This window comes from Curtobacterium sp. MCBD17_023, assembly GCF_003224415.1.
Lineage (GTDB): Bacteria > Actinomycetota > Actinomycetes > Actinomycetales > Microbacteriaceae > Curtobacterium.
Window position 1 is genome coordinate 150,757 of record NZ_QKLJ01000002.1, and the last position, 20,583, is coordinate 171,339.

General features: G+C 73.5%; 19 protein-coding genes, 1 tRNA gene and 1 pseudogene. 4 read left to right on the forward strand and 17 right to left on the reverse strand.

The features are described from left to right. Window positions 1-220 precede the first annotated feature (220 nt). Window positions 221-709, forward strand: coding sequence for a peroxiredoxin (locus DEI84_RS03270; RefSeq protein WP_110825343.1), 489 nt, complete (start codon window positions 221-223; stop codon window positions 707-709). A 110-nt stretch (window positions 710-819) separates the two neighbouring features. Further along, window positions 820-1,749, forward strand: a complete 930-nt coding sequence (locus DEI84_RS03275) for an alpha/beta fold hydrolase (protein ID WP_110889657.1) — start codon at window positions 820-822, stop codon at window positions 1,747-1,749. On the opposite strand, the gene DEI84_RS03280 is transcribed toward DEI84_RS03275, so the two are convergent. Together DEI84_RS03280 and DEI84_RS03285 are read right to left on the reverse strand one after the other, a co-directional pair. Then, window positions 1,742-2,629, reverse strand: a complete 888-nt coding sequence (locus DEI84_RS03280; protein ID WP_146236296.1) for a L,D-transpeptidase — start codon at window positions 2,627-2,629, stop codon at window positions 1,742-1,744. The genes DEI84_RS03275 and DEI84_RS03280 overlap by 8 nt on opposite strands. Window positions 2,630-2,801: 172 nt before the next feature. Beyond that, complete coding sequence (locus DEI84_RS03285; protein WP_110889659.1) at window positions 2,802-3,371, reverse strand: hypothetical protein; 570 nt, start codon at window positions 3,369-3,371, stop codon at window positions 2,802-2,804. Window positions 3,372-3,449: 78 nt separating this feature from the next. Between DEI84_RS03285 and DEI84_RS03290 the strand changes: the two genes are divergently transcribed. Next, window positions 3,450-3,522 (forward strand) — tRNA-Val (locus tag DEI84_RS03290). A 35-nt stretch (window positions 3,523-3,557) separates the two neighbouring features. On the opposite strand, the gene DEI84_RS03295 is transcribed toward DEI84_RS03290, so the two are convergent. The 5 genes from DEI84_RS03295 to DEI84_RS03315 form a co-directional block, all read right to left on the reverse strand. Continuing rightward, window positions 3,558-3,998 (reverse strand): hypothetical protein, encoded by a 441-nt coding sequence (locus DEI84_RS03295; protein WP_110889660.1) that lies wholly within the window; start codon window positions 3,996-3,998, stop codon window positions 3,558-3,560. 285 nt (window positions 3,999-4,283) lie between these two features. Further along, window positions 4,284-5,135 carry a hypothetical protein gene (locus DEI84_RS03300; protein WP_110889661.1) on the reverse strand — a complete coding sequence of 284 codons (852 nt, stop codon included), beginning with the start codon at window positions 5,133-5,135 and terminating at the stop codon, window positions 4,284-4,286. Window positions 5,136-5,158: 23 nt separating this feature from the next. Beyond that, the gene (locus tag DEI84_RS03305) at window positions 5,159-6,811 is read right to left on the reverse strand and encodes a long-chain fatty acid--CoA ligase (RefSeq protein ID WP_110889662.1); all 1,653 of its coding nucleotides are present in this window, start codon (window positions 6,809-6,811) and stop codon (window positions 5,159-5,161) included. A 75-nt stretch (window positions 6,812-6,886) separates the two neighbouring features. Beyond that, window positions 6,887-7,996, reverse strand: coding sequence for an acyl-CoA desaturase (locus DEI84_RS03310; RefSeq protein WP_110889663.1), 1,110 nt, complete (start codon window positions 7,994-7,996; stop codon window positions 6,887-6,889). Between the two features lie 133 nt (window positions 7,997-8,129). Next, window positions 8,130-9,152, reverse strand: a complete 1,023-nt coding sequence (locus tag DEI84_RS03315; RefSeq protein ID WP_146236297.1) for a hypothetical protein — start codon at window positions 9,150-9,152, stop codon at window positions 8,130-8,132. Between the two features lie 24 nt (window positions 9,153-9,176). Between DEI84_RS03315 and DEI84_RS03320 the strand changes: the two genes are divergently transcribed. After that, window positions 9,177-9,776: a TetR/AcrR family transcriptional regulator gene (locus tag DEI84_RS03320; RefSeq protein ID WP_220032862.1), complete on the forward strand. Its 600-nt coding sequence runs from the start codon at window positions 9,177-9,179 to the stop codon at window positions 9,774-9,776. 50 nt (window positions 9,777-9,826) lie between these two features. Here the strand turns inward: DEI84_RS03320 and DEI84_RS03325 are convergent, their stop codons facing one another. The 10 genes and pseudogenes from DEI84_RS03325 to DEI84_RS03370 all read right to left on the reverse strand — a co-directional run. Beyond that, window positions 9,827-10,969, reverse strand: a complete 1,143-nt coding sequence (locus DEI84_RS03325) for a nucleotide disphospho-sugar-binding domain-containing protein (RefSeq protein WP_110889666.1) — start codon at window positions 10,967-10,969, stop codon at window positions 9,827-9,829. 108 nt (window positions 10,970-11,077) lie between these two features. Beyond that, window positions 11,078-12,445, reverse strand: a complete 1,368-nt coding sequence (locus DEI84_RS03330; RefSeq protein WP_309146379.1) for an FtsX-like permease family protein — start codon at window positions 12,443-12,445, stop codon at window positions 11,078-11,080. A gap of 2 nt (window positions 12,446-12,447) precedes the next feature. Continuing rightward, window positions 12,448-13,182, reverse strand: a complete 735-nt coding sequence (locus tag DEI84_RS03335) for an ABC transporter ATP-binding protein (RefSeq protein ID WP_110889668.1) — start codon at window positions 13,180-13,182, stop codon at window positions 12,448-12,450. 186 nt (window positions 13,183-13,368) lie between these two features. After that, entirely contained in the window at window positions 13,369-16,161 is a 2,793-nt protein-coding gene (locus tag DEI84_RS03340; protein WP_110889669.1) for a LuxR family transcriptional regulator, read from the reverse strand. A gap of 80 nt (window positions 16,162-16,241) precedes the next feature. Then, complete coding sequence (locus tag DEI84_RS03345) at window positions 16,242-16,757, reverse strand: MarR family winged helix-turn-helix transcriptional regulator (protein ID WP_110825387.1); 516 nt, start codon at window positions 16,755-16,757, stop codon at window positions 16,242-16,244. 78 nt (window positions 16,758-16,835) lie between these two features. Next, on the reverse strand, window positions 16,836-17,204 hold the full coding sequence (locus tag DEI84_RS03350) for a nuclear transport factor 2 family protein (RefSeq protein ID WP_258365965.1): 369 nt from the start codon (window positions 17,202-17,204) through the stop codon (window positions 16,836-16,838). 34 nt (window positions 17,205-17,238) lie between these two features. After that, window positions 17,239-17,700 carry a nuclear transport factor 2 family protein gene (locus tag DEI84_RS03355; protein WP_181420333.1) on the reverse strand — a complete coding sequence of 154 codons (462 nt, stop codon included), beginning with the start codon at window positions 17,698-17,700 and terminating at the stop codon, window positions 17,239-17,241. 110 nt (window positions 17,701-17,810) lie between these two features. Further along, window positions 17,811-18,770, reverse strand: a complete 960-nt coding sequence (locus tag DEI84_RS03360; protein WP_110889671.1) for an alpha/beta hydrolase — start codon at window positions 18,768-18,770, stop codon at window positions 17,811-17,813. A 98-nt stretch (window positions 18,771-18,868) separates the two neighbouring features. Beyond that, window positions 18,869-19,828, reverse strand: a complete 960-nt coding sequence (locus DEI84_RS03365) for an SDR family NAD(P)-dependent oxidoreductase (protein ID WP_110889672.1) — start codon at window positions 19,826-19,828, stop codon at window positions 18,869-18,871. Window positions 19,829-19,846: 18 nt separating this feature from the next. Next, window positions 19,847-20,575: pseudogene (locus DEI84_RS03370) on the reverse strand (NADPH-dependent F420 reductase); the annotation flags it as partial. Window positions 20,576-20,583 lie beyond the last annotated feature (8 nt).

A 20,583-nucleotide genomic window follows, 5' to 3' on the forward strand; every position in this document is an offset into this window, starting at 1 on the left:
GTGGTGGACATGTCGAGCCGTCGGTGGTCGGATCACGACCGGGGACGGGCCGCGTCCACTCTAGGCCCACGCACCGACGGCGATGCTGATGACGACGCGGTCCGGACGGCACTTGCGTTCGCGGGCCGTCGGCGTAGCATGGCCGACCGTGCGTCCGCGACCGGTGGATGCGTGGAACCGACGGGCACACCCAACGCCCGGGGAGAGAAGCACCACCACGATGGCACTGGAGATCGGCTCACTCGCGCCGGACTTCGAGCTCCCGAACCAGTTCGGTGAGCACGTCCGACTCAGCGACCACCGCGGCCACCGCCCGGTCGCCCTCGTCTTCTTCCCGCTCGCGTTCTCGTCCACCTGCACCGACGAGCTCTGCACGCTGCAGGACAACATCGCGATGTTCCAGGACCAGCGCATCGAGCTGATCGGCATCTCGGTCGACTCGAAGGCGACGCTCCGGTCCTTCGCCCAGGCGAACGGCTACGACTTCGAGCTGCTCGCCGACTTCTGGCCGCACGGTGCCGTGTCCAAGGAGTACGGCGTCTTCCTCGAGAAGAAGGGCTTCGCCACCCGCGCGACCTTCGTGATCGACGTGCAGGGCCGCATCAAGGCGTCGATCATCACCGAGCCGGGCGTCGCCCGCGACGTGACCGAGTACCGGGCCGCCCTGGACCGCCTCGCCGCGTGCTCCGCGCCGGTCCCGGTCAGCTGACCCGGGCCTCCCGGCCGCTGCGCGCCCGCTGACGGACGCCCACCTGCCCTCCCCGGCACGGTCGGCTCCGAACCCCTGACGGTGCCCGAGCGCACCGGACTGGAGGCACGGTGAGCGCCACCGACACCGGCTCGGCTCCGCAGGTCGGCGGGGTCCCGGACGGCCGCTACGCGCCGTACCCCGTGGTCGACGACCCGGCCCGCTGGGGTCTGACCACGACGACGACCGCGACGGACGCCGGTCCGGCCGTCGTCCACCACCGCCGCGGTGTGCGGCCGCTCCTGTTCCTGCACGGTGTCGCCGGGTCGTGGTCGACGTGGACGCCGCTCCTGGCAGCAGCGGACGGGCTGCCGGGCCGCGGCCTCGTGTTCGTCGACCTGCCCGGGTGGGGGGCGTCGCCCCCGCCGGAGGTCCCGCTCGACGTGGACGACTCCGCCCGGGTGCTCGTCGCGGTGCTCGACGCGCTCGGCCTCGACCACGTCGACGTGGTCGGGCACTCGATGGGGGCCTTCGTCGGCCTGCACCTCGCCGTCGACCGACCCGCTCGGGTGCGGTCCCTCGGGCTCGTCTCGGGGACGACGTTCGCGACCGCGGCGGCATCGCGACACCCCGTGCGGGCGCTGCGGTCCCTGCCGGCGTTCACCCTGTTGCGCGCCGGGCTCGCCGTGACCCGCGGGTCCGCGCACACCGTCCTGCGGGCGTTCGCCCGGGTCGGGCTGCTCCCGCTCCTCGCGGCACCCGTGTTCGCGGCCGTGCGCCGACTCGACCGCAGCGTCCTCGACGCCTTCGTCGAGGAGTTCCGGCCGGCCGGGTTCCTCGGCGCAGCCCGCTCCGCGGCACACTACGACACCCGTCGCTGGTCCGCCGTGCGGTGTCCGGTGGTGGCGGTCGCCGGGCGGCAGGACGTGTTCGCCCGGACCGACGACCTCGACCGGTTGCGGCGGGCGCTGCCGGACGTGCGGACCGTGCTGCTCGAGGAATGCGGGCACTTCGCGCACGTGGAGCGGCCGGACGCTGTCGTCCGGGAGCTGCTCAGCTGAACTCGATCGGCGTCCCGATCGGCAGCCCGGCCAGGGCCTCGGTCATCGCCGCCGAGATGCGGACGCACCCGTGCGACGACCCGTTCGGGTCCGGGTAGTAGTGCAGGGCGGTGAGGGCGGCGTTCCCGCCGTAGCCGGCGAGCGTCGCGGAGTGCGCGCCGGTCAGCGAGATCGGGTGCCCCTGCGTGTACGTCACCTGCGGGTCGACGTAGTTCGCCTCCATGTACGTCTTCGTGTCCGTCGGCGTCGGGTCCTGCGGGGTGCCGAGGCGCGCGGCCTCGCTCGTCTGCACCGAGCCGTCGCGACGGACGATCGCGATGGTCGACGCCTGGTTGTCCACACGCACGACGCGGTCGATGCCGGTCAGGGTGAAGTCCGCGGCGCGGGCCCACGCGAACGTCGCACTCGGGGCGGTGGCGACCCCGCCGTCGCCCGGTGTCCGGTTCCGCGCGGGCGTCGAGACGAGCACCATCCCGCCGTCCTGTCCGGGCGAGCGGTCCCAGACGGCGGTGACCGTCGGGGTGTCCAGCGTGGACACCGAGGACGACAGCGTGGCGACGGGAGCGGCGTCGGGGTCGGGCGAGGCGTACAGGGGGACGAGCGCGGTCTTCGGGGTCGCCGTCGTCCACCGGTTCTCCGCCTCGACCTGCGACCCGTCGAGGAGCCCGCCGATCACGGCGTCGTGGAACGCGAGCGGCAGGGCGGCCAGGGCGGCGTCCGACGGCCGTGCGGGGACGGCCGGCAACGGCGTGCGCGACGGCGTCGGGGTGGGCGTGGCGGACGGCGCGGCCGCGACGGGCGTGGGGCGGGCCTCCTGGCCGGTGCCGGAGAGCGCCCAGGCGGTCGTCCCGGCCACGACGACGACCGCGAGTGCGCTCACGCCGACGATCCACCGTCGTCGCGTCCCGTCCGCTGGTGCGTCCGGTCGCGTCCCGTCCGCTGGTGCGTCCGGTCCCGGTGTGCTGGACGGTTCCGACATGTGCGCCACCCCCTCCCGTACAGCTTCCCAGACCGCGGCTGGGGCCGACCGTGGATGCGCGGGTGCCGCCCGCTCAGCGGTACTGCGGCGGCCAGTCGAACGGCGCCGGGCGGTGCGGGACCTCGCCGATCGTCGTGACGGCCAGGGCGATCTCGCGCCGGTTCGTCAGCGCGATCGAGCGGGGGTTGCCGAAGAAGCGCTTCCCGTCCACCCACACGGTGAGCTCGCCACGGAGCCCGCCGACGTGGGCGGGACCGAGGGAGACGCCCCACTCGTCGAAGAACTGACCGAGCGTGAAGGTCTCGCGGGTCGGTGACTCGACGTGCAGGATCCCCGAGGTGTCGTGTGTGTGGAGCTGTGCGGCGAAGTGCTCGGACGCCGAATGGCCGACGTTCCCCGGCACGACGACCGGGGAGTCGCCGTCCGTGATCGACAGGTGGGTGTGGACGTGTTCGGCCAGCCGCTCACCCCAGACGTCCTGGAGCCCGGCCTGGTCGGCGCGGTGCTCCAGGTCCGTCGGTCGGGGCCACGGGGGAGCCGCCGTGCTCGTGTCGGAGCCGGGCACCGAGCAGCCGGCGAGCAGGGTGCCGAGCAGGGTCACGAGCGCGGTGGCGGTGACGACGGTGGAGGAGCGGCGGTGCATGAGCGCGAGCGTAGTCAGCGGCGCGGCACGGTTCTCGGCGCTCCCGTAGGATGTGGGCTGCGCCCGGCAGCGGCGCGAGGGCCTTTAGCTCAGCTGGTAGAGCGCCACGTTTACACCGTGGATGTCGTCGGTTCGATCCCGGCAGGGCCCACCGAGAGCACACGGCCGGCCATCGTGCCGCCGATCTCAGGTCGCCGGGGGTGCGGTGATCGTGATCGGCAGTTCAGCGTCGATCACATCGCCGCTGTGGATGTGCAGTGCGAGCACCGCGGGACCGACCGGGAGGTCCGCGGGGAGCTCGAAGGACTCGTCGACCGTGGACAGCGGCCCCTGCGGTGTCGGCCGACCGAGCAGGACCTCCTCGCCGCTCGCGGAGGGTGTGACGACGACGGTGACGTCGGACGCCGCGCGGCTCGTGCCTCCGGTGTCCTCACACGTCTCCCAGACCGCGTCGGAGTGGAGCTGGAGGACTCCTCCGGGGTGCAGGGACGAGTCCTGGAGCTCGATCGACTTCAGGGCGCAGGATCCGCCAGAACTCGAACGCACTCCCGCGCACCCGTTCACGCCGATCGCGATGCTCACCGCGAGGACGATCGCGATCGACCCTCGTGTCCGTGTCTGCCCCATGCCGGCCAGTGAAGCACCGCGAGCAGTCGCCGACGCCGTGCGGGCGAGGAACGTGACCCGACCGTTGCCGTGCTGTCAGCGGCGACGTGCGCGGGCGAGCGCGGCTACGGCCGCGAGTCCGCCGACGACCGCTGCGATCCAGACCAGTGCTGTCATGGTTCCCCCTCTTCAGTACGTGCTCCAGGCAACCTCCCCGCCGTGGCACAGAACGGGAGCTGTACGAGGCGCTGCGGGCCTCCGCAGCGGGCGCTGTGACCTGCTCGCGTCAGGACCGTTCGACGGACGTCATCGAAGGGCGCTGAGCGGGTCCACCTCGAACGCCTCGAACCGGTCGTCCCTGAGGATTGCGTCCACGAGTCGTCGCGTCCCCGCGACCAGCGTCGAGTCGCAGTCGATCTCCGTCGCGAGGACCCACGCGTGGTCCTCCGGCCACAACAGCTGCGGCGTGTGCGCGAGCGGCACACCGTCCGCGATCTCCGCCCGCTCGGTCCACGCCGGGTCGGCCCAGTCCGCGACCGTCGTGCGCACCAGGAGGTGCTCGCGGTGGGTGAGGTGCAGTCGCGGCACGGCGAGTGCGCGGCGGACGGCGTCGAGTGCCGCCTGGTGTGCTGTGCGGAGGCGGGCGACCTCCGCCTCGGCGCGGGCACGCTCGGTCGCGTCCGGCGTCCCGTCCTGCCATCCGGCCGCGAGGATGGAGCCGCCGCTCAGGTCCCCCCATCCGTCCCACACCGCCGCCACCAGGTCGAGCGGGGTCGCCGTCGAGGCACTGAGGTGCGAGGTGAGTGCGGCCAGCAGGCGCGGATCGAGCCAGCCTTCGGCAGGCGGTTCGACCCGCCACCCGTCGTCGAACAGCACGTCGTCGTCGCGGTTCGCGCTGAGTGCGCTCCAGGAGGCCCCGGCGTCCAGCGTCCGCCCGGTCCTCGCTGCGACGTCGGACCACCGCCAGGTGCTCGTCTCGAGGACCGGAGCGTCGCCGTGCTCGTCGAGGACCGAGCGGTCCTCCCGGAAGGCCTCGAGCGGGTGCAGGATGCGGGCGTACCCGTCGAACCCGCCGCCGACGGTGCCGGCGACGGTCCCGGAGGCCTGGAGGCGTCGCACGAGCCAGTCGGCTCGACGCACGTCCGTGATCAGCTCCACCCGGCCGAGTGTACCGACGTCGGTCAGGCGCCGGCGTGCTCCTCCGGTCCGGGCGCCGGCTCCGAGCCGAACTGCTCGACGAGGGCACGCTTCAGCACCTTGCCGCTCGGACCGAGGGGGAGCGCGTCGACGACGTGGACGACCCGCGGGTACTTGTACGCGGCGATGGCGTCCGCGACGTACCGGACGAGCTCGTCCGAGCTGGTCGTGGCGCCGTCGGCGAGGACGACCGCCGCCGCGATCTCCTGGCCGTGCACGTCGTGCGGCACCCCGAACACCGCGGCCATCGTGACGTCCTCGTGCGCGGCGAGCACCTCCTCGACCTCGCGCGGGTACACGTTGTAGCCGTTGCGGATGATCATGTCCTTCGTGCGGTCGACGATCGTCAGGAAGCCCTCGTCGTCCTTCGTCCCGAGGTCGCCCGTCCGGAACCACCCGTCGACCACGGCCGCGGCGGTCGCGTCGGGTCGGTTGCGGTAACCGTTCATCAGGTTGTGGCCCCGGATGACGAGTTCGCCGATCGTGCCGCGCGGCAGCATGTCGATGCGGTCCTGCACGGCGGGGTCCGCGATCTCGACCTCGACGCCCCAGACAGGTGTGCCGATGGTGCCGGGACGGGGCGTCCGTCCGACGTGGTTGAAGCTCGCGACGGGTGAGGTCTCGGTGAGGCCGTAGCCCTCGTGGATCGGCGCCCCGTACACGGCCTCGAATCGTTCGAGCACCGCGAGCGGCAACGAGGCCCCGCCGGAGATCGCGTACCGGAGGTCGGGACGGGCGTCGGTCCGGGTCGCGGCGTCGAGCAGCGCCATGTACATCGTCGGCACGCCCATGAAGATGCCGCAGCCGTGCTCGACCATCGCGGCGAGTGCGGCGTCGCCGTCGAACTTCGGCAGCATGACGATCGTCGCGCCGGCGCGGAAGCCGGTGTTCATGGTGCAGGTCTGGCCGAAGGTGTGGAACAGCGGCAGCGCACCGAGCAGCACGTCACCACGTCGCATGTCGAAGGTGCTCATGAGGAGCGTGTTGACCTGCTCGAGCAGGGCGAAGTGCGATCCCTCGGCGCCCTTGGGCTGCCCGGTGGTGCCGCTCGTGTACAGGATCGTCGCGGTGTCGAACGGGTCGCGGGGCGTGAGGGTGGTGAGGGGCGCGCTCGACGCGGCCAGGGCCTCCAGGCGGGGTGCGGCCGATCCGTCCCCGTCCCCGGGAGGCGCGAGGACGGTGACGACGTCGACCCCGGCGAGTGTGGCCCCCGCCGCACCCTCCGCGATGAGCGGTGCGGCGCAGACGAGCAGGGCCGCTCCGCTGTCGCGGAGCACGTACTCGATCTCGTGCCGCTTGAGGAGTGCGTGCACGGGCACGACGACGGCGCCGAGCGCGAGGGTCGCGTAGTACACGCGGGGGAAGTCGGGCACGTTCGGGATGAGCATCGCGACGCGGCTGCCCTCGGTGACACCGCGGGCGCGGAGTGCGCCCGCGTACGCGAGGGTCTGGTCCCACAGCTCGGCGTAGGTGATGCGCTGCTCGCCGACGACGACGGCGACGTCGTCCGGGTACCGGGCCGCTGACTCCGCGAGGATCGCGGCGACGGACGCGGTCGCGTGGTGGTGCGGATGGTCGGCAGCGGTGCGTCCGACGCTCGCTGCGTCCGCCGGTGCGGCGAGGTCAGTGGTGGTCATGCCGGGCTCCGTCTCCGTCGACGATGGGTGTCCGTCGATCGTACGGGTGGGAGCGCGGCGCGGTTCGCCGACCCGTCAGTGGATGCGGAGCTCCGAGACCATCGGGCAGGTGAACGGGTCGCGGGCGGCCAGGCCGACGCGGTTGAGGTAGCGGACGACGATGCCGTACGAGCGCAGGAGCGTCGTCTCCGTGTAGGGGACGTCGAGCGTCTCGCAGTGCTGACGGACGAGCAGCCGGGCCTTCTTCAGGGCCGGTCGCGGCATCGACGGGAACAGGTGGTGCTCGACCTGGTAGTTCAGGCCGCCCATGAGGAACGACACCCACCAACCGCCGCGGATGTTCCGCGAGGTGCGCACCTGGCGCGAGAAGAAGTCGACCTTGGCGTCGTGCGCGATGGTCGGCATGCCCTTGTGGTTCGGGGCGAACGAGGCACCCATCATGACGCCGAAGACGGCGAGCTGCACACCGAGGAACGCGCACGCCATGCCGAACGGCAGGAACCAGAAGAGCACGGTCAGGTAGATGCCGAAGCGCAGGACGAGGAGCGTCGCCTCGAGCACGCGTGCCCGGACGTCGGCCTTGGTGTCGGCGCCGGTCAGCACGGTGTGCACGGCGGACCAGTGCAGGTTGATGCCCTCGAGCGTCAGGAGCGGGAAGAACAGCCACCCCTGGAACCGGGTGAAGACGCTCCGCGCACCCCGGGTCACCGCTGCGTCCTCGGGCGTGAACCGGATGACGCCGGCGGCGATGTCCGGGTCCTTGCCGATGGTGTTCGGGTTGCCGTGGTGGCGGGTGTGCTTGGTCATCCACCACGAGTAGCTCAGGCCGACCAGGAAGGTGCCGACGTAGCGGCCGGCGCGGTCGTTCCAGCGCTGTGAGGCGAACACCTGACGGTGCGCGGCCTCGTGCGACAGGAAGGCGAACTGGGTGAAGACCACGCCGAGCGCGCCGGCGACGATGAGCTGGAACCACGACTCGCCCAGCACGGCGAAGGCGATCCACGCGAGTGCGAGCGTGCCGACGAGCGAGCCGAACAGCGACCAGTAGAACCCGGTGCGGCGGCGGAGCAGGTCGTGCTCCTTGACCTGCGCGAGGACGGCCGAGTAGGTGGACGTGCTCGAACCCCTGGGGCCCGCGGCGGGCCTCGTGCGGGTGTAGCCGGGCTGGATCGGGGTGGTGGTCAACGCAGACCGACCTTCCGTCGCCGCCGGTCTGCACCGGCGTGGGGTGTTCGCGCGATCGCGCTGGTCGCCACGATAGGCGATGGAGATGCGGAGTCCTGTGAGTGCTCAGGAAGGACGGAGCATGTCGCTCGGCTCAGGCCGAGGGCGAGCGGCGGTCATGCCGGACGGCACGGCGACGGGCGGCGGCGGCGGACAACGCGATCGCGGCTCCGGTGATCCACAGGCCGAGCGTCAGGAGTGCGCGGCCGACGCCGGCGCCGTCGAAGTAGCTGGCCGCCGTCACCGCCCCGAACGCCGCTCCGGGCGGCAGGGCGCCACCGACGGCGGACAGGAACGGCGGCAGGAGGTGTGTGCTCACCGTCGCGCCGCTGGTCGCGTTGCCGAGGGTGGTGAACACGAGCGTGGACACGACGACGCCCATCGGGCCGAGGAGGGCGGTGATGGCCAGGGTCGACAGCGAGACGGCCACCGCGAGCAGCGCCAGCACGCCGATGACGACAGCGGGGGCCGCGGGGACGGCGCCGGCGACCGGTCCGGCGATGACGGCCACGACGACGGCCGCGGCGATGCTCCCGATGACGGTGACCGCGACGCGCACCCGCAGGCCGGCCAGGGCGCCGAGGGAGTTCATGATCTGGGCGAGGACGAAGGCGGCGAGCGTGGTGCCGAACACGAGGTAGAAGCCCGCGATGCCCTGCCCGTCCCCGGTCACGAGCGGGACGAGGTCCTGGGTGCGGGTCACCGGGACGCCGCCGGCCCGGGCGACACCGCTCAGCAGGGCCGTCGCCGCACCGGTCGCGCTCCGCCCGTCCGCGCCGGCGACGGCGAGCATCGATCCGTCGGCAGCGGGGACGAGCGCGGCGACGACGTCGTGTGAGCGGACGAGGGCGCGAGCGGCGGCTGCGGAGTCGACCGGACGGACGTCGGCGGAGTCACCGAGCGCCGTCGAGGCCGCGTCGGCGAGCTGTGCGCCGACGACCGCGACCGGCAGGTGGTGCGGCACGGGGGCCTTCTGCAGTCCGATGTAGAGGCCGGCGAACGCACCGGCGATGGCCATCGCGACGAGCACCTGCACGACGAGGACCGGGAGGACCCGGCGGAGCGGCGGGAGCGAGGGAACGGAGGAGCGTTGGTTAGTAATCGATTCATTACTCATGGAATCGGATGATACCCTCGAGGCATGACGACGGCAAGGGGTCCGGTCCCCAGGGCAGCGGAGCGCATGGCGGGCAGTCAGCGGCGGGAGGCGACCCTGGCCGCCGCGGCCGCCGTGTTCGCCCGCGAGGGGTACCACGGGGCGACCACCGAGCGGATCGCGAAGGCCGCCGGGATCAGCCAGCCCTACGTCGTCCGCATGTTCGGGTCGAAGGAGAACCTGTTCCTCGCGGTCATCGACGGCTGTCTGGAAGCGGTCCTCGACACGTTCCGTGCGGCGCTGGACGACGGGCAACCGGGCACGGTCGAGTCCCGGCTCGGCGAGGCCTACCGGACGCTCGCGACCGAGGACGGCGTCCACCTCATCGTGATGCAGTCGTACATGCTCGGTGCGGACCCCGTGATCGGGCCGGTCGCGCGGGAGGGGTTCACGCGGATCCTCCGGTTCCTCGTCGAGGACGCCCGCCTCACGCCGTCGGCCGCCGAGACGTTCCTCGCGAAGGGGATGCTCATCAACACGTTGCTCGGCATGCGGCTGCACGAGCACGACGACGAGGACGCCCGTCGGTTCGTGGCGTCGGTCATCGGTCCGGGTCCCGGAGGACCCGGGCCGACCGAGGCCTGACGCCGCCCGCCACGGGCCCCGGGCCTGTCGGCGGCCCAGGGCCCGCCGGGTCACCGCCCGGCGGCGCTCGTGGCGTGGGTCACGCGGTCCACGAGCACGGCGATCGCGTCCCCGGCGCTCGGACGCTGCTCGTTCTCCTCGCGGAGCCGACGGGCCGCGGCGGCATGGCGCGACCCGGCGAGCACCGCGTGCACCGCCGGCCCGACGGCAGCGGGCTCGTCGACCACCACGGCGACGTCGGCCGCGGCAGCACGCTCGGCGTTGATGAACTGGTCGGCGCCCTGGGGGAGCAGCACCATCGGGACGCCGACACTCGCGGCCGCGAGCACCGTACCCGCTCCCGCAGCGCTCACCACGACGTCGACGCCGTCCAGCAGCTCTCGCATCGGCCGGAACGGCACGTGGTGGACGTGGTCGGTGTCCTCGAGGTGGTCCCCGATCACGCCGACCGTCGCGAGGACGTCCGCCTCGTCAGGGTGGAGGCTGTCGATGATCGCCGTCAGGAGTGCGGCGTCCCCGAACACCGTCCCGAGCGTGACGAGCACGCGCGGCCGCTCGGACGCCGGGAACGGCGCCAGCGGAGTGGTGTCGCCCGGACGGCTGTGCGGCTCCGCCCGGAACGGGATGGTCAGGGGGTGCTGCGTCCACCCGGACGCCTGCAGGGACGCCGGCGTCGGGTCGAGCAGCGCCACCGGGGGTGACGGCACCAGGCCCCGGCCCGCGTACCGGGGGAGCACGAGCTCCGTCATCGGACGTCGGAACGCATCGGGCACCTCCGGTCCGAACGCGACGACGGCGTACGGGACGTCGAGCGTCGCCGCGACGAGCGGCCCCACCAGGTCGACCGCGTCGGCCACGACGACGTCCGGACCCCACGTCCTCGCTTCGCGGACGGCGTCGTCGACGGTGAGGTCGACCCGCGTCCCGGCGAAGAACTCGGCGACGGCCGCGGGTTCCGGTCGGTTCGCCGGGTCGCTGCCGGGGAGGCGCCGGGCCACCTCCGCGAACAGCTCGGGAGGCATGGGGCCCGCTGCCAGGACCGGTACCCCGGGCAGTTCGGCGGCGAGGGCGTCACGCATGCCGCCGCTGGTGAGGACGGCGACGTCGTGCCCCGCCGATGCGGCGGCGCGGACGAGCGGGACGAGGGGGAGCAGGTGTCCGAGCGCGGGGACGCCGGAGAAGAGGATGCGCATGGTGCGTCCTTCCAGGGTTCGTGGGTTCGTGAGGATCGGAGAGGTGCGTCGGCCCGGCGGAGCAGCCTGTCCGGCCGGGAGGCCCGACACGGCCGTGGTGGACCGGGTTCAGTCCGCGGCGAGGACGAGCGGGATGCTGCGGTGGCGCCCGACGACGAGCGGGAGCGTGCTGGCGGCCACCATCAGGACGAGGCTCACCAGCGTGGCCGGGCCGGCCACACCCAGTCCGACGTCGGGCGACGTGCCGGGGACGGTGACCCCGAGGGCGATCGCCTGCGCGACGCCGCTCACCACCAGGACGACAGCCGACACGAGCACCGCGGTCCCGACGAGGACGACCGACTCCCAGGCGGCCCGGGCCAGGACGACCGACCGGGACCCGCCCGCGGCCTCGACGAGCGCGGCCTCCTGCTCACGGGTCCGCCCGGCCATGAGCACGGTCGCGGCGGCTCCGGACAGCGAGACGAGCAGCGGTCCGCCGAGCATGAGGAGGAGGCTCTGCGGATCGAGTCCGGGTCCGTCCCCGCCGGTGGACCGGCGGACGGCGTCGGCGGTGGTCGCGAACCCGCCCGTGATGCTGGCCGGGAGCGCGATCGTGAGGACGAGGGCACCGACCGTCGCGCTGCTGCGGCCGACCGCGGAGGCCGCGGCGTTCCGGGCCAGGAACCACGACGCCGACCAGTGCGCCGGCAGGACGGCGGTCCAGGCGCGCAGCACGACCGGGAACAGCGTCGGCCCGACGGCGACGGCGGCTGCGGTGAGGAACGGCCCGATGAGCAGGACCGAGGTGGACGCACGCACTCCACCGGCTGCGAGGCTCGACGTCAGCAGGGCGGCGAGCACGACGGCGACGCCCGCGAGCGTCCACCGTCCCCAGCTCGTCCGACCCGCCGCTGCGTCAGGGTCGCGGAGGACCTCGACGGGGCGGACCCGACCGGCGCGACGGGACGACCGGAGACTGCTGAGGACGACGACCGCCGTCACGGCGACCACGACGGCGACCCCGCCGACGACGTCGAAGCGCTCGTCGAGGTCGCGGAGCCCGTCCGAGGCCGAGAGCCCGAGGTGCAGGACGGCCGGCGCGACGGGCGCGACGACGAGGCACCCGAGGGTGCTCCCGACGAGGGCGACCACGCCGAGCTGGAGCCGGACGACGACGGTGACGGTCCGGGACGGGACGCCCACGAGCTGCCAGAGCGCGTACCCCCGGCGCTGCAGGTCGATCGTCAGTCGGGTCACGCTGCCGAGCACCGCGGCCACCGCGACGACCGTGAGCACCACGACCAGCGTCGCCAGGGTGCCCAGGCCGGCTGCACGCAGCAGGTCGAGTTCGTCGCCCGAGGCGATCAGCGCGATCCCGGTCTCGACCATGGCCGCCGCGACCGCCAGGGCCACGGCCGTCGCCGCGCTGACGACCAGCGCCCCGACCCAGATCCCGGCATTGTGCCGGAGGTCGCTGAGGACGAGTCGGAGCATCGTCACGCCTCCTGGGCAGCGGCGGTGAGCGCGTCGAGGACCTGCCCCGCGCTCGGACGGACGAGTTCCCGGTGGATCGAGCCGTCCCGCAGCACGAGCACCCGGTCCGCGCGGGCGGCGGCCTCGAGGTCGTGCGTCACCATCACGACCGCGCGGTCGCCGGACGCCACCTGCCGCAGGAGCCCGAGCACCGCGTCACCGGCCGTGGTGTCGAGCGCGCCGGTGGGCTCGTCGGCGAAGACGACCTCCGGACGGGACGCCAGCACCCGGGCGATCGCGACCCGCTGCTGCTGCCCGCCCGACAGGCTGCCCGGACGGTGGTCCCCGCGGTCGGCGAGCCCGACCGATGCCAGTGCCGCGTCGACCTCGGCGGTGGAGACCGGGCGGTGCGCGAGGCTCGCGGGGAGCGCGATGTTCTGCCGGGCCGTCAGCGAGGGGATGAGGTTGAACGACTGGAAGACGAAGCCGACGGTGGAGCGGCGCAGGGCCTGCAGTTGCTTCGGTCGCAGGGTCTCGAGCCGCTGCCCGGTGATGGACACCGACCCGCTGTCGTAGGGCTCGAGGGCGGACAGGCAGTAGAGGAGCGTCGACTTGCCGGAGCCGCTCGGCCCGACGATCGCGACGAACTCGCCCGGCTGCACGGCGAGCGAGACACCGCGCAACACCTCGACCCGACCCTGGTCCGGGCCGGGGAACGACTTGATGAGGTCCTCTGCGTGGAGGAGTGGTTCGGTCATGGCGTCAGTCCACCTCGGTCTGGTCGTCCGGTCACGGGTGCAGGCACGAGACGGAGGGTGGAGCGCGCTCCACCTCCACGGGCAGCTCCGTGTCCTTCGCCCCGGGCCGTCCGACGAGCGTCGCAGGCGCACCGCCCTGTGGGCATCCGTCGACTGACGTAGGCGAGCCGGTCGGGCCCGCCGGGCCTAATCGGCGTGTCCGGTCGCGGCGAGCGCCTCCGCGAGTCCGGCGCGGCTGCTGACACCGAGCTTCGGGAAGACCTTGTACAGGTGGGTGCTCACCGTGCGGTGCGACAGGTAGATCCGGTCCGCGATCTCGCGGTTCGACATCCCCGCTGCCGCCAGCCGGGCGATCTGCAGTTCCTGCGGGGTGAGCGGAGCGCTCGCCGACGGCGCGCCGGAGGTGTCGTTGGGCGGGGCCTCACCGGCGGCGCGGAGTTCCGCGGCGGCCCGTGCGGCGAACCCGGCGGTGCCCGCGGCGACGAACTCGGCGAGCGCCTCCCGGAGGTGGGTGCGGGCCTCCACGACGCGGCGTTCCCGTCGGAGCCACTCGCCGAAGAGCAGGCGTGTGCGCGCGAGCTCGACGGGGGACTCGCTCAGCTGGCCCGCCTCGACGGCCCGGACGAACCAGGACTCGGCTCGGTCCGCCGGAGCGAGCAGCGCCCGGCTGCGGAGCACGAGGGCGGTGAGGTGCGCGGACCGGAAGGTGCTCGCTACGGCCTCGGCCTCGGCGAGGGTCTCGGTCACCGACTCCGGCCGACCGCCGTGCACGGCGGCCTCGGTGCGGTCCGCGATGGCCCAGAGCGAGCGTGTCGGGTGCACCGTCATGTGCGTGAACTCGATCTGCGCGTCCCGGTACCGGTGCTGCCCGAGCGCGACGAGGCCCGCCGCCCAGCGTGCGTCGGCACTGGCGAGCGCGAGCCGTCCGCCCAGGGAGCGGGCCGAGCCGTCCCGGAGCGCCTGCGCGGCGGCCTCGGCGTCGCCGAGCAGGGCGTGCGCCCGCGCGAGCGTGCCGTACGCCATGCCGGCGACGAGGGGGAGGTGGCTCTCGCTGGCCATCCGGACGGCGTACTCGGCGTCGGCGACGGCGTCGCGGATGCGCCCGCGGAGCAGGAGGACCGTGGCGCGCCCGCGGAGGGCCTGGGCCTCGTCGGCCACCGCGCCGAGCTCGTGCGCGCGCTCGTAGGCGAGTTCCCAGCACGTCAGCGCGGTCTCGAGGTCCTGCAGTGACTCGGCGGCGATCGCGAGGGAGGCCATGCCGAGGGGCGAGTCGGTGAGCTGTGGGACGAGGTGCGGGAGGTCCGCCCGGGCCGCGGGAGCCGTCCCGAACGGGTTGAGCAGGGCGAGTGCGACCGGCTTCAGCGGACTCGAGGAGGACAGGCTGCGCAGCTGTGTCTCGATCGCGTGCCACTCCGCGCGGGGCAGGTTCCGCCCGCGGACGCTCAGTGCCCAGACCCAGAGCACCTCCACGAGCCGGTCGGTGTGCTCGGCGCCGCCCAGCACGGACCGGACGCGGTCCGTCTCGATGCGGCCGGCGACGGGTGACCCCGTGGTGAGGCTGAGGACGGTGCGGGTCACGGCGGTGGCGGTCACGGTGTCCGGGTCGCCGGCCAGGGCGTCCACCTGCTCGAGGAGCTCGATCGCCTCGTTCGTCATGCCGGCGGCCCGCGCGGTCTCCGCCGCACGTCCGAGCCGACGGGCCCGCCCGACGTCCCCCTGCGACAGGGTGGCCGCGCGTGCGTACGCGCGGACCGCCTCCGGTCGTGCGCCGCGCTGCTCGGCGCGTCGGGCGACCGTCTCGAGGTCGGCGGCGATCGTCTCGTCGCGCTCGAACGTGGCGGAGGCGCGGTGCCATGCGGCACGGGTCTCGTCGCGGGCGACCGACGCGAGCGCGCGGTGCGCAGCGGCGAGTTCCGCGGCGGTCGCGCTCCCGAGGACGGCGGACCGGAGGAGCGGGTGCCGGAAGTGCAGGGCGGCCAGGTCCGTCCGGAGGAGTCCGCGGACCTCGAGCGGCCCGAGGTCGGCCAGCCCGAGGTCCATGGTCCGCGCCGCCGCCATCACGTCCTGGAGCACGGCGTCGTCGGCGGCCGCGGCGAGGACCAACAGTGCCCGGCTACCGGCCGGGACGGCGGAGAGCTGGTCGAGGAACGCCTGCTCGAGCCGACGGGTGGTCGGGAGCCGGGTGGCGAGGGAGGTCCCGGCGGCGCCGGTGGCGGCGAGCGCGGCTGGGAGCTCGCGGAGGGCCAGCGGGTTGCCGCCGGCCTCGGCGAGGATGCGCCGACGCGCGGTCTCGGACAGTCCGCCGGCGCGCTCGGCGAGGAGGGCCTCCGCGGCGTCCTCCGGCAGGGGGCCGAGCTCGAGGCGGGCCGCGGAGCAGGGGAGGGTACCGGTGGGTTCGTGCCCGGTGCGTGCGGTCGCGATGACCACGATCGGCGCGTTCGAGAGCCGCAGCCCGATGAAGTCGAGCACCTCGGCGCTCGAGCGGTCCACCCAGTGCAGGTCCTCGACGCGGACGAGGACCGGACGGTGCGCCGCGGCCTCCTCGAGCAGGCCGAGGGCCGCGGTGCTCACGAGGAGGCGGTCGGGCACGGGGCCGTCCTCGACGGCGAGGGCGGTGAGCAGGGCGGCACGCTGCCGTCCCGGCAGGGCGTCGGCGTAGGGGAGCAGGGGGTGCAGCAACTCGTGCAGACCGTCGAACCCGACGGCGTTCGACCCCTGGACGCCCGTGCACCGGAGGACGCGGTGTCCGGCGCCGCGGGCGTGTGCCTCGACCGCGGCGACGAGGGCGGTCTTGCCCACGCCGGCTTCGCCCTCGACGAGTACGGCGGTGCCGCCTCCGCCCGACCGGTCGAGCAGGGCGGTCAGGGCGGCGACCTCCTCGTCGCGACCGAGGAGCGGGCGCTGGTCGTCCGTGCGGAGGCGCAGAACGCCGTCGTCCGTCCCGCCCTGGAGGCTCGCAGCGAGTCCGTCTGCACCCATCGTCGGTCCTCCCCGCCGGTTTGCGTGATCTTTCACTCAAACGTACGGGGTGCGGTCCCGATGGGCAAGCCGAGCGGTCGCTACGGGTGGTCCGCCGGCCGCGGGAGGGTGCCGTGGTCGATGACGGTCTCGTACACCCGCTCGAGGACGTCGGCGAAGCCCGGCAACTCCGCGCTGTCGAGCCCGCTGAAGAACATCTGCTTGACGAGTTCCGTGTGGGCGGGCGTCGCGTCGCGCAGGGCCTGCCAGCCGTCGTCCGTCAGCGCGACCGCGGTGCTCCGTCGGTCCTGTTCCCAGCGGCGGAGCTCGAGGAGGCCGCGCTCGGCGAGGCGCTTCGTGTGGTGGGAGGCACGGCTCCGCTCCCAGCCGATGCGCGTCGCGAGGGCGGTCATCGTCATCTCACCGCCGGGCTCGCTCGTGAGGGCGACCAGGACGTCGTAGTCGGCGAGCGAGATGTCGCTGTCCGCGCGGAGCTGCCGGTTCATCTCGTACCGGAGCCGGAGTTGCAGCTTCATCCAGGCGTACCAGACCCGGATCTGCTCGTCGGTGAGGAACGCGTACGGCGACTCCGGGGGCACCTCGCCGTGGGCTGCCATCGTCCGTCACCTCCCGTCGCCCGACCGCCGGACGCCCGACCATCATGGCAGGGCGTCCGACGGGGACTGGTCCGACCGTCAGGCGGGCGGTGCGCTCGTCAGCAGGGTGTACACCTTCGCGATGACGTCGCCCTCGATGAAGCAGATGTCCATCCCGGACACGACCGGCGGCTGGCCGTCGGGGCCGAAGTGCCAGGCGAGGTACCCCATGCCGTGGTTCTCGTACACGGGGCCGGCAGGCGAGAAGACGAAGCCGGGGGCCTCGTCGAGCAGCCGCTGGGCCTTCGCGTGCAGGGCCTCGTGCCCGACGACGACCTCGTCGGGGTCGAGGAAGGCGACGTCGGGTGCGTAGGTGCGCGCGATCGCCTGCCGTCGGCGCTCGGGGTCGCGTTCGCCGAACACGTCGAACAGGTTGGCGTGCATGAGGGACTCGAGGGGTTGGGACACAGCGGGCTCCGGACGGGTCGTGGGTGGTCGGGGATCAGGGGTGGGACGGTGCGCGGTCGGTCCAGTCGAACACCAGGTGACGGACCGCGATCGCCCAGGCGCCGTCCACGCGGACGAAGCGGTCGAGGTAGCGGATCGACATCGTCAGGAGGGTCCGCTGCTCGCCCTCGTGCAGGACGTGGAAGGCGACGCAGTACGTCTCGCCCTCGGCCTCGTCGTCACCCGTGAAGCGGACGATCGACTGGCCGGTGAGGTAGGTGGTCACGTCGTACTGCTCGACGAGGCCGGCGAACGTCTCCTCGAGGCGTTCCCGCCCACGGATCGTGTCGACCGGCTCGGACGTCGACGGGTCACCCTGGAAGAGGACGACGACGCCGTCCTCGGTGAACACCGACGCCTCGAGGCGGGCGTCGCGGCGGTCGGCACCGCGGGCGTAGGTCGCCAGGAGGGTGCGGATCTCCTCGCGGGCGACGAGGGTCTCGAGTGTCTCGGTCACGGCTGCTCCTCGGTGGTCGTGGTCGTGGTCGTGGATGGACGGTCGGACGGACGCACTGACGGACGGGCGGGAGGGCGCGGTGGGTCGGGTCACCACCGCGCCCGTCGCCGTCAGGCCAGGGCCGCGCGCAGGGAGGCGGTGGCCAGCAGGAGCGCGTGCTTCGCGGCCTCGGTGTCGTGCAGCGAATTCACCATCACGAAGTCGTGGGTGATGCCGCCGAAGCGGGCGTTCGTCGCCTTGACCCCGGCCTCACGCAGCCGCGCGGCGAAGGCCTCGCCCTCGTCCCGGAGGACGTCGGCCTCGGCCGTGATGACGAGCGTCTCGGGCAGCGTCGCGAGCGTCTCGAGCGGCGCGCGCAGGGGCGACACCGTCGGGAGCGCGCGGACCGTCTCGTCGGTCGTGTACTGGTCCCAGTACCACTGCATGCCGGCGCGGGTGAGGAAGTAGCCCTCGGCGAACTCCTGGTACGAGCCGGTGTCGAACGCGGCGTCGGTCACCGGGTAGAAGGCCACGAGCTTGACGAACTCGACGTCCCCGCGCTCGGCGGCGAGCAGCGACAGTGCGATCGCCATGTTGCCGCCGACGGAGTCGCCGGAGACGGCGAAGCGGGACGCGTCGAGGCCCTTGTCGCGGCCCTCGCGGACGACCCACTGCGCCGCCGCGTACGACTGCTCGAGGGCGACCGGGTGGCCGGCCTCCGGCGATCGGTCGTACTCGGGGAAGACGACGGCGGCGTTCGACCCGATCGCCAGGTCACGCACGAGTCGGTCGTGGGTGTGGGCGTCGCCGAAGACCCAGCCGGCGCCGTGCACGTACAGGATGACGGGCAGGTTCGCCGTCGTGCCGGCCGGCTTCACGAGGCGGATCTTCACGGTGCCGGTGGGGCCGCCCTCGATCTCGAGCCACTCCTCGTCGACGTCGGGCTTGAAGATCGGGGTGTCCTGGACCGCGTCGACGGCCTTCCGGCCCTCCGCTGGCGGCAGCTCGTTGAGGAAGGGCGGGGTGGACGTCGCGTCGACGAACTCCTGCGCGGCGGGCTCGAGGGCGATGCCCTTCGGGTTTCCGGCCATGGTGTTGCTCCTTGTCGGGGTGTCGGTGGGATGGGTGGGGCGGTCCCCACGTTCGCAGCAGGGCCGACGGTGCGGCATCCGTCAGCTGACGTATCCGCTCAGAGCACGCTCGTGCCGAGCTCCCAGAGGCGGTCGGCGTTCCCCCGGTCGAGGGCGTACCGGGCGACACCGCGGTCGTGACCCGTGCCGTCGTCGAGCACCGGGGCCTCCTGGTTGTCCTCGAAGTACCGCCCGGTCACGCCGGACACGGTCGGCGAGGCGACGAGCAGCGTCGAGGTCGCGGCCCCCTGCGCCGGGGTCTTGTAGAACGGTTGCTCGATGCGGTTGCCCGCCTCGTCCATCGCGCCCATGGCGCGCAGGGTGTCGTCGTCGAGGTGCCGTTGCAGCCCGGTCGTGATCCACCCCGGCATCAGGCTGTTCGCGACGACGCCGTCCGCCGCCCACCGTTCTGCGACGCCCACGGCGAGCAGGACGTCGGCCGTCTTCGACTGCGCGTACGCCGCCCACCGGTCGTAGGGACGCTCGTCGAACTGGGGGTCCTCGAAGTGGAACGGCGACCGCAGATGGGCGGTGGAACTCACCGTGACGACGCGTCCGTCGCCGGCCTCGACGACGGCGTCGCGGAGCCCGAGGAGGAGCGCGAGGTGTCCGAGGTGGTTCGTCGCGAGCTGCAGCTCCCACCCGACGGCGGAGAGCTGTCGGTCGGGCAGCGCCATCACGCCGGCGTTCGCGACGACCCCGTGGAGCGCACCGACCCCGTCGTCGGCCCAGGCGCCGGTGAACCGGCGGACCGAGGCGAGGTCGGCGAGGTCGAGCGGGCGCGCGTGGACCCGGTCCGCCGTCCGACCCGTGCGCTCGAGCGTGGCGGTGGCCCGGACGGGGTCGCGGACGCCCACGATGACCTCGGCGCCGGCACCCGCGAGGGCGAGCGCGGTCTCGGCGCCGATGCCGGACCCGCCGCCCGTGACGAGGTACCGCCGGCCGTGCAGGTCGACGTCGGCGAGGACGTCGGCTGCGGTGGCCGACGCCGGGAAGGGGGTGCTGACCAGCTCGGTCACGATGGTCGTCCCTCCCCGTCAGGACCGACGTGCCGCAGCGAGCGCCGCGGTCATGCCGTCGCGGTCGTGTCGGACGCCGTACGCGGGCTGGTCGCGCTCGTACCGCCACCCCTCGCTGAGGGGCCCGACGTCGACGACGTCGAACCCGAAGCGGTCGAGCAGACCGGCCACGACCGCCTTGGCGTCGGCGTCGTCGCCGGCGACCGTCAGCGCCCGACGGCCATGCGTGGCGGCCGGGGAACCGTCGGTGGTGACGTCGGCGGCGCCGAGGTTGTTGAGCGCCTTCACGACGGAGGCGCCGGGGAGCGCGCGTTGCAGCAGCTCGGAGGTCGTGGGGTGCGGGTCCTGCTCGAGCTCGGCGACCGTGCCGGAGTACTCGGGGTAGTAGTTGCCGGTGTCGACGACGACCTTGCCCGCGAAGGCGTCCGCGGGCAGCGCCGCGTAGCCGGTGACCGGGATCGCGACGACGACCACGTCGCCGGCCTTCGCCGCGTCGGCCACCGACGCGGCGCCGGCGAGCGGAGCGAGCTCGGCGATGAGCGTCTCGAGCGTCTCGGGACCGCGCGAGTTCGCGATGACGACGTCCAGGCCGGTCTGGGTGGCGCGTCGGGCGATCTGCGAGCCGACGTTGCCGGCGCCGACGATGCCGAGGGTCTGGACGGGGGTGGGGCTGGCCATGCGGGTGCTCCTGACGTGGTGGGTGCCGTGGTCCCTCCAGGTTCCGCGGTCCTGCCCGGCCGGGGCATCCGTCGGAC

Bases quoted from the DNA above. Each gene is read 5' to 3' on its own strand.
- DEI84_RS03270 (WP_110825343.1), top strand. From the start codon at position 221: ATGGCACTGGAGATCGGCTCACTCGCGCCGGACTTCGAGCTCCCGAAC.
- DEI84_RS03330 (WP_309146379.1), bottom strand. From the start codon at position 12,445: ATGCTCCGACTCGTCCTCAGCGACCTCCGGCACAATGCCGGGATCTGG.
- DEI84_RS03340 (WP_110889669.1), bottom strand. From the start codon at position 16,161: ATGGGTGCAGACGGACTCGCTGCGAGCCTCCAGGGCGGGACGGACGAC.
- DEI84_RS03285 (WP_110889659.1), bottom strand. From the start codon at position 3,371: ATGCACCGCCGCTCCTCCACCGTCGTCACCGCCACCGCGCTCGTGACC.
- DEI84_RS03345 (WP_110825387.1), bottom strand. From the start codon at position 16,757: ATGGCAGCCCACGGCGAGGTGCCCCCGGAGTCGCCGTACGCGTTCCTC.
- DEI84_RS03335 (WP_110889668.1), bottom strand. From the start codon at position 13,182: ATGACCGAACCACTCCTCCACGCAGAGGACCTCATCAAGTCGTTCCCC.
- DEI84_RS03315 (WP_146236297.1), bottom strand. From the start codon at position 9,152: ATGAGTAATGAATCGATTACTAACCAACGCTCCTCCGTTCCCTCGCTC.
- DEI84_RS03320 (WP_220032862.1), top strand. From the start codon at position 9,177: ATGACGACGGCAAGGGGTCCGGTCCCCAGGGCAGCGGAGCGCATGGCG.
- DEI84_RS03325 (WP_110889666.1), bottom strand. From the start codon at position 10,969: ATGCGCATCCTCTTCTCCGGCGTCCCCGCGCTCGGACACCTGCTCCCC.
- DEI84_RS03305 (WP_110889662.1), bottom strand. From the start codon at position 6,811: ATGACCACCACTGACCTCGCCGCACCGGCGGACGCAGCGAGCGTCGGA.
- DEI84_RS03360 (WP_110889671.1), bottom strand. From the start codon at position 18,770: ATGGCCGGAAACCCGAAGGGCATCGCCCTCGAGCCCGCCGCGCAGGAG.
- DEI84_RS03295 (WP_110889660.1), bottom strand. From the start codon at position 3,998: ATGGGGCAGACACGGACACGAGGGTCGATCGCGATCGTCCTCGCGGTG.